Raw genomic sequence first — 15,393 nt, 5'->3', positions numbered from 1 at the left:
GGAGAAGAACTATACTTAGTTGTGGGTATTGGGCTTTATTTTTCAGGCTTTCGTTAATTTGACTTTTGTGTTAGCAAGGTTAAAAAATCCTAAAGCAAAGGGGTGAGCTATGGCTAATACCAAGGGTGTTGTTGATTTGCATAAGGGAGAGTTCATAAAAATAGACGATGAAATATGTAAAGTTATTGAGGTTGATAAGAAAAGTGGTGGAGGGCAATTCGGCTCTATAGTTCATGTTAAGTATGTTGTGCTTTCAACGGGAAGCTATCATGATAGAAGGTTTAATCCTGCAGATAAGGTTGAAGTGCTAGATGTTCAGACTGTAAAGTGTGCATTTTCTTATAAGGATCAAGATACTTTCTACTTTATGGATGAAACAACTTATGAGCAATATGAAATAAGGAGTTCCGTATTGGGTAAATTTGGTAACTTCCTTAAGGAGAATGATGAGGTTGAGGTGATAGTTTATGATGGTAGAGCTATTTCTGTGAACAAGCCTGAGAAGATAAAGGTGAAGGTTGAGCAAACAGGAGAAGTTTCTTCTGGGACTGATAAAAGTGTCTGGAAACCTGCTCTTATTGAAGGAGGAATCGAGATAATGGTTCCTGGGTTTATAAAAACTGGGGACACGATTGTAATAGACACTGAGAAATTTGAGTATGTAGGGAGAGAATAGTTATATTTGTCTATTTAATCATTTTTATAAAGTCATCAAAAAGGTATCTGGAGTCGTGGGGACCAGGGCCTGCTTCAGGGTGGTATTGCACGGCCATTATGTTTTTACTTTCACATATTATTCCTTCTACGGAGAGATCGTTGAGGTTGATGTGAGAAACTTCAACATCTTTAGGTAAAGTATTGGGATCAACTGCAAATCCATGGTTTTGAGAAGTTATCTCAACTCTACCAGTTCTTAGGTTTTTGACGGGATGATTGATAGCATGGTGTCCAAACTTTAGCTTATATGTTCTTGCTCCTAAAGCAAGTGAAATAAGTTGATGTCCTAGACATATTCCAAACATTGGTCTTTTACCGATAAGATCTTTTATCAGTTTTATAGCATGCAAAATTGCTGCTGGATCTCCAGGACCGTTTGATATAAAAATACCGTCAGGATTAAGTTTCAGAACATCATCTGCTGAAACTGTGTAAGGGAGTAAACTAACTTTAGCTCTCCTCTCTGCAAATAGTCTAATGATATTCCATTTCATACCATAGTCTAGCGCAACTATATTGTATATTGGCTCTTCTATATCAATTACTGTCTTTACTTCTTTTGTTGAGACATAGGTTGTTAGATCCAAACCTATCATATCAGGAAGGTGTTTCACTTTCTCTTTTAAAACATCAATCTCATCAATTCTTGGGGATATTATCCCCATCATAGCTCCATAGTTTCTTATATGTCTTGTAAGCCTTCTGGTGTCAACTCTGTCTATAGCTACTATCCGGTTCTCCACTAGATACTCTCTAATGGATTTTTTGGAATCCGAATTACTAGGATAGTCACATATCTCTCTCATCACAAATCCTGAGACTTTCGGAGAGTCAGATTCTACATCTTCCTCATTTACTCCATAGTTGCCTATGTGAGGGTAGGTCATGACAACTATCTGCCTATAGTAAGAAGGATCTGTAAGTATTTCCTGATACCCAGTCATACCTGTATTGAATACAACTTCTCCCCATGTCTCTCCTTCGTATCCAACAAATCTTCCGAAAAATACCGTTCCATCCTTAAGGACTAATACTGCATTTCTTTTGAAGTCCATAGCAATAAAATTTTTTACGATAACCAAAATCTATAGCAAGCTTACCTTTATACAAGACTTCACAGTCTAAGAAGTATCAGTTGCTTCAGCTTACTCTATCAACTTTAACCTTCTGGGCTCTGTTCGGAGAATAATTTTACACAGTCTCATCAGGGACTGCAAGAAGGGTAAAGGAAAAACTTTTTATTAGATTTTGGAATTTATTGTGTATGACCTATCAAAGTTGAATTGGTTAGTCTATATCTGTAAAAATTACGAAAAAGTTAGGGGGAATTATGGGAAATATTGTTTTTATAAATGGTGAATTTTATGAAAGAGAAAATGCAAAGATTAGTGTTTTTGACAAGGGGTTTTTGTATGGTGATGGTGTTTTTGAAGGTATAAGAGCTTACGACGGTAAGATTTTCAAATTAGATGAGCATATTGATAGAATGTTTGAAGGAGCAAAGGCTATAATGCTTGAACCTCCTTACTCTAAGGATGAGATAAAGGAGATAATCATTGAGACCTGTAGGAAAAATGATATCAAGTCTGCTTACATTAGGCCTGTTTTGTCAAGAGGAGTTGGTGATCTAGGACTTAATCCCTTTCTTGCTAAGAAGGCTTCTTTTGTTGTAATTGTTGATAAGCTTGTTATGTATCCTGAGGAGATATATACTGAGGGGATGAGTATTATCGTAGCATCAACTGTTAGGAACTCTCCGAATTCCATGCCACCAATGATAAAGAGTCTAAACTATCTTAACAATATCCTTGCTAAGATAGAGGCGGTGAATGCTAATGTGCCTGAAGCGGTTATGCTTAACGAAGATGGTTTTGTTGCTGAATGTACAGGAGATAACATTTTCATTGTTAAAAATGGTGTTCTTATTACACCTCCGAAAGAAGCTGGAATATTGGTTGGGATAACTAGAAACGAAGTTATAAAGATTGCTAAAGCTAATGGAATACCTTTTGAGGAGAGACTTTTCTCAAAAATGGATCTGTATGTTGCCGAAGAGATATTCTTAACTGGAACTGGTGCTGAGGTTGTGCCTGTTACTAAAGTTGATAAAAGGACAATAGGAGATGGTAGACCTGGGAAAATAACAAAATTCATTCTTGAGGAGTATAGAAAGCTAACAAGAACTGAAGGAACTCCTATAAGGTAATATGCCTCTTAAGTTTACGGTTTCTGGTCTTAGGGGTATCTGGAATGATGGAATCACGCCAGATGTGGTTTCTGAGTATACTAGAGCCTTCCTCTCTTACTTGAAAAGTAAAGGATCGTGTAAGAAGATATCGTTAGGTAGGGATACCAGAAAAACAAGTCCCGTTATTAGTGATATTGTCTCAGGAATTGTAAGGAGTTGTGGCGTTGATGTTCTGGACATGGAAATTGTCACTACTCCTATGGCTTTATTTGTTACCAGAATTTTTCAACTTGATGGAGGAATAATAGTTACTGCTAGTCACAATCCCCCCGAATGGAACGCGTTGAAGTTTGTTGATAAAGATGGAGTATTTGTTTCTCAGGAAGGGATAGATTTTATATCCAAACTGGAAAAGCATAGCTTTTCAGATTGGATGTCTGTTGGTAGCGTTGAGAAAATTTCCTTAGATGATGTTCTGAAATTGTTTTTGGATAAGCTGAAAAGCGTGATTGATATAAGCGTGATAAAAAATAGAAGATTCAGAGTAGCATTTGATCCTGTAAACGGGGCTGGGTATCTACTGGGAAAGAAGTTTTTAGAAATGTTTGGTTGTGAAGTAGTATCAATAAATGATGATCCTGGTAAGTTTCCTCAGAGGGAAACGGAACCTGTTCCAAATGCACTAAAACAACTTTCAGCTGTAGTTTTAGAGAAAAAGTGTGATGTGGGTTTTGCCTTGGACCCAGATGGTGATAGGCTTGCTCTTGTTCTTGATAATGGGGTAGCACCAGGAGAAGAGTATACCCTTCCCTTGGCAGAGCTTTCAGCAATAAAGTATGTAAACAGAACTTCTGAGAAAAATACAATAGTTATTAACTTCTCTACTTCATCACTAAGTGAGTATATTGCTAGAGAATTTGGCTTTGAGGTTGTAAGAAGTAAAGTTGGGGAAGTTAATGTGGTTGATAAGCTTAGAGAGGTTGGAGGGTTTATAGGGGGAGAAGGTAATGGTGGGGTCATATTCCCAAGCGTGAATCTTGCAAGGGATAGTTTTGTTGGAATAGCTTTAATACTCTATCTTATGGCTAAAGAGAAACTTAAGCTTTCTGAGATCATCTCAGGACTTCCCAAGCTTGAGATGGTAAAACTAAAGACTAGTAGGGTTATTGAAGATAAAGAGATTGGTGAAATAGTTAGTGATCTTGAGAAAATGTTCAGTCTTGTAGAAGAGAGTGATGAGGACGGTAGGTGGTTTAGGTTCAGTAATGGGTGGTTACACGTAAGACTATCAAATACCGAGCCAGTAACAAGGGTAATATTTGAGGGGGATAGGGAGTTTACGGAAATAGTTACAAAAATAGTCAATAAGTTCTGTAAATAACAAGACAAGATGTGAGACTTTTAGGTAAATTTTTTTATCCTGTGGTAAGTTTTTTCTTTCCCTAGAAGTTTTATCACTTGCACAAGTCCTGGACTAACTTTTCTGTTAGTTAGCACTATTCTCAAAGGAGGTCCAAATTGCTTTAGCTTTATTCCGTGTTTCTCTGGAATGCTTCTTAGGATCGCCTCTCCTTCTTCATCTTGCTTTGATAGAATCTCGTCAATAGCTTCTAATAGATCTCTGAAGCACTTCCTTATGTTCTCATCTATCAGGTTTTCAATCCCAAATTCGGGGTCAATCTTTAGCTCATCGTCAACATATATTCTTGTCTCGTTGTAGAAATCTCTTAGAGTGTTTATCCTTGTTTTATAAACCTCAAATGCTCTCACTAGAAACTCATCATTTAACCTTTCTTCCAGCTTGTTTTCTGACAGAAATATCCTGTAATACTCTAGGAATTTCTCATAGGAAAGCATTCTGATTTGTTCACTGTTTACCCATAACATTTTTTGCTCGTCAAATATCGCGTTTGACTTGTTCAAGTCGTGGATATCAAACAAGGTCGCAAGTTCTTCCATGGTAAATATTTCTTTGTCTCCGTATGACCATCCTAACCTTGCCAAGTAATTTACTACTCCCTCTGGTATGAAACCTTCTTTTCTGTAGTGCTCTATGCTTATAGAGCCTTCTCTTTTAGAAAGCGGGGATCTGTCTTTGTTAAGAATGAGCGGTAAGTGTGCGAATACAGGGATTTCAAATCCTAATGACTGGTAGATAAGAATTTGTTTTGCAGTATTCGTTATGTGATCTTCTCCTCTTATCACGTGTGTTATTTCCATAAGATGATCATCAATGACTACAGCAAAATTATAAGTTGGTGTTCCATCACCCTTTATTATTACAAAGTCATCTAAGTCAGAAAAGGGAACTCTTATTTTCCCTTTGACCACGTCTTCGTATTCAACGTAGTTAAATTCTCCTATGTCAAATCTTATTACGTGCTCTTCCATTGGCTTTTTGCTTCTTCCTCTGCAGTGCCTGTCGTATTTCACTCCGAATTTTATATTAGCACTATCCTTTTGTCTTTCTCTAATTTCGTCTTTTGAGCAAGTGCAGTAGTATGCCCTACCTTCTTGAATCAGTTTTTCAGCATACTCTCTGTAGATGTCAAATCTGTCACTTTGAAAGTATATTTCATCCCAATGTAATCCAAGCCATTCTAAGTCTCTCTTTATGGCGTCAACAAAAACTTTCTCTGATCTTTGAAGGTCGGTATCTTCTATTCTCAGAATAAACTTACCGTTGTTCTTTCTAGCGTATAGATAATTGAATATCGCGGTCCTGACATTGCCCAAGTGTAAGTAACCCGTTGGACTTGGAGCAAATCTTAAGTTTACCATCTCTTTCCCTAGATAATTTTCAAGGAGAGAAGGATATTTATTCAATTTACCATACTTTGAATCCAACTTTCTATTAGGTGAGCGAGTAAGATTCTAGACTTTTTGCTTACTTCCTTCGGTCCTAGGTAGCATTAGTCAAGTTACAAAATTTCACTTCATACTAAATCTTCTAGGTGTTTGTTGGAAGAGGTATTTACTCAGTTCCGATAGGGCTTTTTAGAGAAATGAGAAGAACTTACACCTAATTTGATTGTTTTGCTTTTCGTTAGTGCTTTTTCCCACATAAGTTGGTTTTACGAACCTAAACACCAACAAGTAGACTAGAAATGTTTTCCTGTGAGTGTGATGGATTAGGAGTGAGGAGAAGGTCGGTATCTACGAGTGTAAAGTACTATCGTTGTGTTATCATTCTTGAGAAGGTTGTATCTGTTTGTGTTTTGTGATATCTGGTTTATGGGGTTACAGAAGAAGATTGCAATATCAATGATTGATGGATACTAAGAATATTAATGATTTGCATGTAATCTTCAAATTTTGGAATCTGTTGCACCCTTTTCCAGGATTGTTGAAAAAGGTGTGGATTATTGATTACAATTATATAGAGTTTGGTGTAACTAGATGCCGAAAATGAGTAGAAAGTAAGTAAGTAGAAAGTAAGCAGGGGGTGGGTAGGTATGAAAAAGTTTTTTGTGAAGCTTCAGGAAAAAGTTGGCCCTGTGTGGTATGAAGTTAGAAGATGGTTGAAGATAAAAAGTTCGGAAATTCAAAAGTGGGGACACGAGAAGCTGACGATAATGCTTGTGCCACATTCTGAAAAAAAAGTTGTCACCATTCATATTTCAAATTTTGCTTTGCTTTTTGTGCTTGTGATTCTAACAGTCATAGTAATAACATCGGTAATAGCAGTATCAAATAGGAAAATGACTGATCAGAAGGTAGTAAGACTGGAGAAACAGAATGAGATAAAGGATCAGTATATAAACAATTTCAAGAACAACGCTAATTTGCTCAAAGATAGGTTTGCTAGTTTTAGGTCTGATGTCAATAGAATATTCTCCCTGACAACGTCACAGACTTTCAGTGAGAGCATAAACTATCCTTATAGTTTGGAGGAGAAGGAAGAGAAGTCAAGAAACTCTGTTGATGAGGTGATATATACCAGGCCTAGGGAGATAGATGAATTGTATAGACTGAGGAAGGAGATAGAGATGTATAAGGTTCAGATGCAAAAGTTTGCAACATTTGTGGAAAATTCGCGAAAGGTTATAGCTTATATACCTTCCATATGGCCTGTTAAGGATGGTGGTGGGACTGTGACTTCAACATTTGGGCATAGGAGAGATCCATTTATGAATTTTGCTAAATTCCATTCAGGAATTGATATAGCACATTGGCCTGGAACGCCAGTGATTGCTACGGCAGATGGAGTTGTGTCTTTTGCTGGCTGGTCTGGGGGTTATGGCAAAGTTGTAAAGATAACACATAAATACGGATTTACAACTGTCTATGGACATTTAATGGCTGTGTATGTTTCAGAGGGACAGTATGTTAGGAAGGGGGAAGTTATAGGTGCTATAGGAATGTCGGGTAGAGCTACAGGATACCATCTGCATTATGAGGTAAGAATCGGCACAGAGTTTGTAGATCCAAGACCATATCTTGCTATCAGGCTTTTCTGATAAGAATTACCTTCGGTATTTTTTCCAGATATCTGTTATTGTGGAACATATATACTCAAGGTGTCTATTTGAGAGTCCTGGGTAGATTGGTAAAGATACTATTTCTCTAAAAACCTTTTCTGCTACCGGATAATCTGAAAACTTTGACCCCAGTAACTCTCTGTATTTTGAGAATCTATAAACTGGTGTAAAGTGAACACTTGTGCCTATGCCACGCTCAGCAAGAAGAGATATAAATTCGTTCCTATCCACTTTCCACATTTCTAGCCTAAGTCTTATCACAAAAAGGTGCAAGGAATGGGTAGATAAAGGTCTAACTTTTGGTAGCCTGATACCTTCAATATTACTTAAAATTTCCTGATAGGTATTCCACACTCTCAGTCTTTCCCTCTGGGCTTTCTCAAAGATTTTAAGCTGAGCTATTCCTATTGAAGCTAGAATGTCCGGAAAGTTGTATTTAAACCCAACTTCAGTTATATCGTACAGAGGTATATTCTCTTGGTACCTTCTCCAGGCATTTTTATCCATTCCGTGAAGATATGTTTTAGATATTTTCTCAAGCACTTGGTCATTGTGGGTAGATATTGCTCCTCCTTCTCCTGTTTGAAGTGTTTTTGTAGAGTAAAAACTGAATACACTTGCATCTACTCCCATTTTTTCGGTATTACCTACCCTAATTCCACCATATTCGCTTCCAAAGGCATGTGCGGAATCCTCAATAACTATCAAATTATAAGATTTAGCGAAAGATAATATACTATCAATGTCATAAGGATTTCCACCATAATAGGTGGGGACTATAGCTTTAGTTCTTTTTGTTATTCTTCTCTCGCAGTCATTGGGTGAGATTGTGATATACTCATCCTCAACATCCACTATAACAGGCTTTGCTCCTGAAAGTAAGGCCATTTCCACTGGTGATATAAATGTTATTGCAGGAATTAGAACATCATAACCTTTTAGTCCGAAAGCGTCAAAAACCAGGTGTAGCCCTGCAGTGCAAGAAGAAACTAATCTTATATTATTCTCGCTAACTCCTATGTATCTAGCTAGAAGGAGAGAAAACTCTTTGTTTCTCTTTCCGGTTGTAAGCCATCCCGTTCTGAGAGTTTTGAACACCTCAATATAGTCCCACACGCTTACGGGAGGCTTGTAAAAAGGAATCTTCATACTACTTCTTTTGCTCTACGGAAAGACTTACCTCACTAGCGCCTCCTAGCCTAACTCTATCCATAACCTCAATGATCACATGGTATGGGATGTCTTTATCTCCTCTTATTATCACAGGTACGCTAGGATCTCTGACTGTTACTTTTTTGATAGCCGGAGATATGTCATTAATTGAAATAGGGTAGTCGTTAAGATATACTTTGTTGTCCTTTGTAACAGTTATTATTATCTGTGTTCTAGGTTGGAAGTCTGATACTACTGACTTGGGTAAATTGACATTTATTGCGGAAGTTTTTATTATGGTGGAGGTTAGCATAAAGAAGATTGTCAATAGGAACATTACATCTATAAGCGGTGTAGGTTCTATACCTACCTTAAGCTGGTTTCTGTTTTCTCTGCTCAGTTTCATAATCTACATTATAGGTGAAACGAAGTTATCAGTTCAAGTAAAAGGTATTTTCTAAGACGAAGTCTGAGATTTGCAGTTGTTTATGGTTTTTCTATTTTTCTCGCAGTCCCTATCGGGACTGGGTAAGTTTTTTCTCTTGATAACTTGGCTTTGGGTAGAAAGATATGTTTTGTTTGCTTGTTTAGTGGAGATTGAGACTTATTTGGAGGTGTGGTATCAACTGGTTAGGGGCTTATTGTTGTGATTATAATTTTTAATAAAGTTGGAGGTAGAGATGGGTAACATTAGGTCAACGACAGTTATTGGGCTACTTAAGGATGGTAGACTAGTCATAGGTGGAGATGGTCAAGTTACGATGGGAAATACTATCTTGAAGTCAAATGCTAAGAAAATAAGGAAGATCTACGATGGTAAGGTATTGGTGGGTTTTGCTGGGGCTACTGCTGATGCGCTTGCTCTTCTTGAAAGGTTTGAAGGACATCTTAAGGATAACAATGGTAATCTTCTTAAATCGGCGGTCAGCCTAGCTAAAGAGTGGAGGACTGACAAACTGTTAAGAAGGCTTGAAGCTTTAATGATTGCTGGTAATAAGGAGAAAATTCTTATTCTTTCCGGCACAGGCGATATTATTGAGCCAGAGGACAATATTGCAGCGATAGGTTCTGGGGGACCTTACGCCTTAGCTGCAGCAAGGGCATTTTTAAGAACGAATCCAAACCTAGATTTGAGATTTATTGTTGAGGAATCGCTTAGAATAGCTTCAGAGATTTGCATATATACAAACAAAAACATTATCGTGGAGGAGTTATAAGTGCCACAAATTGACATAGTAACTGGACTATTTGTTGTGTTTCTCACTTCTGCTATATTGCTCTATGCTCTAGGTAGGTTTGAAATACCTTTCATAGTCTCTCTCATCACTGCTGGAGTGATTCTTGGGCATTTTGGCGTGATAGGTGAAAATCAGGTTTTTAAGGAGATTTCTGACTTAGGCATAATGCTTATGTTATTCTTTGTTGGTGTTGAATTCTCGTTAAGGACATTGTGGAACTATAAGAAGGATGCTTTGATAATAGGCTTGGGGCAAATTTTCCTCTCGGGTATACCAGTGTTTGTGCTAACTTTTGCTTTGTTTGGAAACCATAAGATCGCTTTCATCATCTCAACAGTAGTTGCTATAAGTAGCACAGCAGTTATAGTATCACTTATTGAAAAAAAGGGAGCTATTGGGACTAGGTATGGTAGAACCTCGTTTCTAGTTGCCTTAGTTCAGGATCTTGTAACAGTTGTAGTTCTTATAATTTTGCCTTTCTTAGTTGGGGGGGAGGAACTTAAAGTAGATATAGTTTGGGGAAGTTTAGTTTTTGTGGGTTATACGATAGCTCTTTACTACTTCACTAAGACAAAGTTTGCTGAAGTGCTGGTTATCAGGGATAGGTATCTAGTTGTCTTTCTTGCGGTACTGGTAAGTTTTGGTAGCGGAGTTGTAGCTAAATTCTGTGGGTTATCACCATTTCTAGGTGCCTTTCTTGGCGGAATGATAATCTCAGAGTCTTTCTTTGGAAGACATATTGCCTCAGAGGTTTTGCCTATAAAGGAGATATTCGTTGGATTCTTCTTCATATATGCAGGAGCGTTGATAAAACTGAGTTCTTTTATGGCTAATTTCCTGACAATTCTTTGGGTTACGCTGACATTGATTCTTTTCAAATTTATAGTGATGTTTCTGATTCTTATTGCTACTAGGGAGTCTATGGAACATAATTTTAGAGCGTCAGTATTGGTAGGTAATCTTGGAGAATTTGGGTTGCTTATCCTTTCAATAGGTCTATCAGAAAGAGTAATAGATGAAAGATTGTTTGTGGTTCTTTCTTCGTCAATCGTGTTTAGTATGGTGATATCCTCGTTATTGTTTAGATTGATTGATAAGCTAGAATACAGGTTGCCAATCCTAAGGTTGAGAAAGAGAGCGAAAAGGAGTTTAGGAGAGTTTGATGTTATTATAGTGGGATTTGGCCCTGTAGGCAAAAAACTATCTGAAGTTTTGAGAAGCATGAATATCTCCCATGTAATTCTGGAGATGAATTCCGAGACCGTTAGAAAGTACAGAGATTCCTTCAATATACACTTTGGTGATGCTAAAAGAGAGAATATATTAAGGTGGGTTGGAACAGAAAGTGCTAAACTTCTTGTCATAACTCCTCCATCACTTGATGAGGCTTTGTTTATCTCCGAAAAAGCTAGGACCCTAAACCCGAATATTGAAATAATAGCGAGAGTTAGATTTAGTTCAGAAATGGATGCCCTAAAGGATAAAGGAATACGTAATGTAATTTGTGATGAGGTTAGTGTGTTTGATTCAATAACAGGAGCAGTCCTTCAGAAAGTAAGATAAATATAGAACTTTCCGTATTTTATTTCCATTCCATACCAAGAATTAGCTATCTTAGGCTTTGTGAGTAACTGCGAGCTTTCTTCTTATAACTAATTTGAGTTCATAGTGCTTATACATCTATAATCTGAATATGAAGATATGTTATTCTCTTTCCTACCCTCTATTTATGGACAAAGGGGGAGGAGTAACTCATTGCCGAGAACTTGTAAGGGTGTTAGAAAGTCATGGATTCAAGGTTACTCCATTAGATTGGTATTCTGAAACTGTGGATTTTCAAGTTCTTATTCTCTTTGGTTTTACTCATTTTAACCCTGAAGTCTTGAGATATCTAAAGTCTAGGGATGTGAGGATAATAACTGTACCAATCTTTGATAGGACTAGGAGTTTACTGAGCTATAGGATATTGAGTTCTGTCTTCAAAAATCTTCCTGTTCAGAATTTGATTAAGACTAAGTATGAGGTTTTGAAACTTTCAGATATTGTTGTTGCTAGCTCAAAGGTTGAGAAAGAAGAGATTGTTTCAATCTTTGGTATTGATAAAAACAAAGTTATGATTTCATATCTAGGGTTGCCAAGCGATATTTTTCAACTTGATAAGAGGATTTCAGAGGAGATGTTTTACAAGGAGTTTGGACTGAGAGATTTTGTTTTCTACCCTTCGGCAGGAATCTCTAGGAGAAAGAACCAAATATCATTGATTAAAGCTTTGGAAGGTACTGGGATAAAGGTTGTTCTTACCGGCTGTGATAACGTAGAGAAGAGAATAGAAGATGAGTTCTTAGAAGTGGTGAGGAGTAATAAGGATGTTGTTTGTTTACCTAGACTGAGTAGAGAGATGCTTATTTCCGCCTATAAGAACTCAAAAGTCTTAGCGTTTGTTTCTTTGGCAGAGACCGCAGGTATAGTAGCTATTGAGGGAGGATACTTTGGGAATAACTTAGTGCTAAGTAGACTAAGAGTTTTCCAAGAATATTATGGAAATTTTGCTCTCTATGTTAAAAGCAAGAGTTGTGGTGACATCAGGAAGAAGGTAATCAAGGCTATGGAGATGGAAAGAAGTTATTCAATGAGAAGTTACATTCTGGAAAACTTAACATGGGAGAGATACGCAAAACCTATAATAGATTGGATACATAGAGAGGTATGAGTAATTACTTAGTTGACATATTACTAGCTACATATAATGGTGCTAGATACATCAGAGAACAGATTGACTCTATAATTAACCAAACTTACCAAAACATAAGATTGCTGATACATGATGATTGTTCAACTGATGGTACTTCCGAGATCTTGAGAGAATATCAAAAAAGATATCCGGAGAGGATAAGTTTCATTGACGATGGGATAGCAACCGGAGGTGCTGTCAAAAACTTTGAGCATCTGTTGAAGTATTCGTCAGCTGAGTATATTATGTTTTCAGATCAGGATGATGTATGGTTTCCAAACAAAGTGGAACTTACCCTTGGGGAAATGTTCACTCTGGAGAATAGGTTTGGTAAAGATAAACCTCTTATGGTTTATACTGATGCTGTCGTAACTAATGAAAAGTTAGAGATTCTCTGTAAGTCTTTCTTTGAATACACTGGAATAAGTCCTACTAATATTTCAGTTGGAAGAGTTCTAGGAACATCACTAGGGCTTGGATGCTCAATGATGATCAATAGTGCTACGAGAAGCATGTCATTACCTTTTTCGGAAAGGGCCCTTATGCATGATGCATGGATTTCACTGGTAGTTTATACTTTCGGTCATTTTTCTTTTCTGAAAAAGCCAACGCTTTATTACAGACAACATTCTTCTAATACCTTTGGGACCAGAAAGTGGAAGTTCAGTAAAGCCTTGATGAGGTTTATACCATCAGAAGAGGAGATCAATGAGTTTAGGGAAGGATACTTGAAGAGGAGAAATCAAGCTGAAGACTTTCTTAAAGTTTTTGGTGATAAGATACCCTTAAAGGTGAGGAAAGGAATAGAAGCTTATATTACATTAGCGGATCAGGGTTTTATGTCAAGAGCTTTTAACATAATAAGCTACGGAATTGGAATAGGTAATCCTATAAGAGACTGGGTTAGAATTTTCTCTAGGTGGCTTTGGCTGTAAAAATTTGTTCTAGAGGTGTATTAAGTATGAGTTTATCAATTGAGTGGTGATGACTTATCCTACAGTATTTTACAGTATCTCATCATTAGGATTATAGACAATAGGTTCTGTAATTGTGTCGTATGAGATTTTCCCATCAGCAATCAGTGAGAGAGTTTTAACTAGTATTTTATGTTCCTTTTCCAATACTCTTCTAGCTAAGGAGTCTGGAGTATCGTTTGGTAATACCCTGATCTTTGCCTGCATGATGATCTTGCCCCCGTCAATAATTTCGTTTGCGAAATGAACGGTGCATCCATGTTCCTTTTCTCCATTTTCCAAGACTCTTCTGTGTGTCTCAAGTCCCGGATATTTAGGAAGCAATGATGGATGAATGTTAATTATTTTATTTTTGAATGAAGAAAGTAGAGGATTTTTTATTATTCTCATAAATCCTGCCATCACTACTATGTCTACACAGTGCTTCTTTAAGGCCTTGACATATTCCCATTCTCTTTCTTCTTCTAACCTGGTCCTGTATTTACCAGGGTAGAGATAGATAGCTTTGACACCGTAATTTCTTGCGATATCAAGACCTCTAGCATCAGGATTGTCACTTATGACTATGACCACCTCACCATTGATCTTCCCTTCCTTACATCCCCTTATTATAGCCTCCATGTTTGATCCACGACCTGAGATGAGTATTCCTATCCTGAGCTTATCTTTTTTACCAAGCAAGTAGAGGAAAAACCTCCGTAACTTAAAAAATACGCATCTCATATCACAGTATTCCTTTTATAAAGCCTCCATCAACCTGTATACAGGCACCATTGATATAGCTTGCCTTCTCAGAGCATAGAAAGGTAACGAAGTTTGCTATTTCCTCTACTTTCCCATACCTACCCAGTGGTATACTACTCTCTACTTCTGTTTTAGCTTCCTCAAATGTTTTACCACTTCTGCTACTTTTTATTTCAAGCAGTCTTATTGCTCTTTCGGTGTATATGTTACCTGTGCATATGACATTGAATGTTACATTGTCTTTTCTTATCGTTCTTGAGAGAGACTTAGAGAGTGCATTGACTCCGGTGCGGAAAACATTTGATAACAAAAGTCCGTCTAGTGGCTCTTTTACGGCCATTGATGTAAGGTATACAATCCTACCCCAGCCTTTTTCTAGCATTTTTGGTAAAAAATATCTAGTAAGCCTTACTGCAGACATTAATACAAGCTCAAAACCGTAATACCAATCTTCTTCGGTTATATCAAAAAAGTCACCAGCTTTTGGTCCTCCTGTGTTGAATACGAAAATGTCTACACCGTTGAACTTTTCTGAAATCTCTTTTCCCAGTCTTTCTATATCACTTTTCTTAGATAGATCACAGGGAATTGCATAAACTTCAATGCCTTCCTCAGCTAATTCTTTTTTCGTATTCTCAAGGTTTTGGGCATTACTTGAGGATATTATAACTTTTGCTCCTTCTCTGCCTAAAGATATGGCAACCCCCTTACCAATTCCTTTGCTACTTGCCGTAACCAAGGCTACCTTTGACCTTATCCCTAGCTCCATAAAACAATTATCATCAACACTCTGCAGTAAAGTCAATTTTACCCATTAGGATTCCAATAAATTCCAATTTCCACTAGGTGAGTAGATGAGATTCAACCTTTTGTTTTTACACTCCTTGTTTCTAGACAGCGTTTATCAGTTACATAACTTTGTTTCATATCAAGCCTTTTGGGTGCTTATCAAGAAGGGTATTTACCTAATTCCGACAAAGATTGCGAGAGTAGTAAAAAGAAAAACTACACCCTAGTTAAAATTTTGGAATTTGCTGTACTTAGTTTCAGTAAGAAACTGAAAGGTTGTGGAAAGGCTGTGTTAGCTTTGGTTTTATTGGCTAAGACTGGGTTAGGAGTTTAGTGTTTGAAGATGCTAAGAGGTTGACAGAGCATTTAAATTTTAAAA

14 protein-coding genes are annotated in these 15,393 nt (G+C 37.2%); 8 read left to right on the top strand and 6 right to left on the bottom strand.

What is annotated here, in order from left to right; all coding sequences use genetic code 11:
* The first annotated feature begins 109 nt into the window (after positions 1-109).
* Entirely contained in the window at positions 110-676 is a 567-nt protein-coding gene (locus ABDH28_04605) for an elongation factor P (protein ID MEN2998296.1), read from the top strand.
* Positions 677-686: 10 nt separating this feature from the next.
* Here ABDH28_04605 and carA read toward each other — a convergent pair whose 3' ends face one another.
* Positions 687-1,772, bottom strand: a complete 1,086-nt coding sequence (gene carA, locus ABDH28_04600; protein MEN2998295.1) for a glutamine-hydrolyzing carbamoyl-phosphate synthase small subunit — start codon at positions 1,770-1,772, stop codon at positions 687-689.
* Between the two features lie 275 nt (positions 1,773-2,047).
* Here carA and ilvE point away from each other — a divergent pair, with 275 nt between their 5' ends.
* Both ilvE and ABDH28_04590 read left to right on the top strand, forming a co-directional pair.
* Entirely contained in the window at positions 2,048-2,923 is an 876-nt protein-coding gene (gene ilvE / locus ABDH28_04595; protein MEN2998294.1) for a branched-chain-amino-acid transaminase, read from the top strand.
* Position 2,924: 1 nt separating this feature from the next.
* Complete coding sequence (locus tag ABDH28_04590) at positions 2,925-4,286, top strand: phosphoglucosamine mutase (GenBank protein ID MEN2998293.1); 1,362 nt, start codon at positions 2,925-2,927, stop codon at positions 4,284-4,286.
* Between the two features lie 20 nt (positions 4,287-4,306).
* Here ABDH28_04590 and gltX read toward each other — a convergent pair whose 3' ends face one another.
* The gene (gene gltX / locus ABDH28_04585; protein ID MEN2998292.1) at positions 4,307-5,686 is read right to left on the bottom strand and encodes a glutamate--tRNA ligase; all 1,380 of its coding nucleotides are present in this window, start codon (positions 5,684-5,686) and stop codon (positions 4,307-4,309) included.
* A gap of 674 nt (positions 5,687-6,360) precedes the next feature.
* Here gltX and ABDH28_04580 point away from each other — a divergent pair.
* A complete protein-coding gene (locus ABDH28_04580) occupies positions 6,361-7,365 on the top strand; it encodes a M23 family metallopeptidase (GenBank protein MEN2998291.1) in 1,005 nt (334 codons plus the stop codon).
* A 6-nt stretch (positions 7,366-7,371) separates the two neighbouring features.
* On the opposite strand, the gene ABDH28_04575 is transcribed toward ABDH28_04580, so the two are convergent.
* Together ABDH28_04575 and ABDH28_04570 are read right to left on the bottom strand one after the other, a co-directional pair.
* Positions 7,372-8,535, bottom strand: a complete 1,164-nt coding sequence (locus ABDH28_04575; GenBank protein ID MEN2998290.1) for a DegT/DnrJ/EryC1/StrS family aminotransferase — start codon at positions 8,533-8,535, stop codon at positions 7,372-7,374.
* A 1-nt stretch (position 8,536) separates the two neighbouring features.
* Positions 8,537-8,944 (bottom strand): biopolymer transporter ExbD, encoded by a 408-nt coding sequence (locus tag ABDH28_04570; GenBank protein MEN2998289.1) that lies wholly within the window; start codon positions 8,942-8,944, stop codon positions 8,537-8,539.
* A gap of 274 nt (positions 8,945-9,218) precedes the next feature.
* Here ABDH28_04570 and hslV point away from each other — a divergent pair, with 274 nt between their 5' ends.
* From hslV to ABDH28_04550, 4 genes are all read left to right on the top strand, one after another.
* Entirely contained in the window at positions 9,219-9,755 is a 537-nt protein-coding gene (gene hslV, locus ABDH28_04565; protein MEN2998288.1) for an ATP-dependent protease subunit HslV, read from the top strand.
* Entirely contained in the window at positions 9,756-11,339 is a 1,584-nt protein-coding gene (locus ABDH28_04560) for a cation:proton antiporter (GenBank protein MEN2998287.1), read from the top strand. It begins immediately after the preceding gene.
* A 130-nt stretch (positions 11,340-11,469) separates the two neighbouring features.
* On the top strand, positions 11,470-12,486 hold the full coding sequence (locus ABDH28_04555) for a glycosyltransferase (GenBank protein ID MEN2998286.1): 1,017 nt from the start codon (positions 11,470-11,472) through the stop codon (positions 12,484-12,486).
* Positions 12,483-13,442, top strand: coding sequence for a glycosyltransferase family 2 protein (locus ABDH28_04550; protein MEN2998285.1), 960 nt, complete (start codon positions 12,483-12,485; stop codon positions 13,440-13,442). Before ABDH28_04555 ends, ABDH28_04550 begins: the two co-directional genes overlap by 4 nt.
* 69 nt (positions 13,443-13,511) lie before the next feature.
* Here the strand turns inward: ABDH28_04550 and purN are convergent, their stop codons facing one another.
* A complete protein-coding gene (gene purN, locus ABDH28_04545) occupies positions 13,512-14,204 on the bottom strand; it encodes a phosphoribosylglycinamide formyltransferase (GenBank protein ID MEN2998284.1) in 693 nt (230 codons plus the stop codon).
* 1 nt (position 14,205) lies between these two features.
* Positions 14,206-14,994: an SDR family oxidoreductase gene (locus ABDH28_04540; GenBank protein MEN2998283.1), complete on the bottom strand. Its 789-nt coding sequence runs from the start codon at positions 14,992-14,994 to the stop codon at positions 14,206-14,208.
* Positions 14,995-15,393 lie beyond the last annotated feature (399 nt).

The sequence above is a fragment of the Brevinematia bacterium genome (assembly GCA_039630355.1).
Lineage (GTDB): Bacteria > Spirochaetota > Brevinematia > DTOW01 > DTOW01 > SKYB106.
Note: the sequence above shows the minus strand (reverse complement) of the source record. Positions and strands in the feature narration are given on the sequence as shown.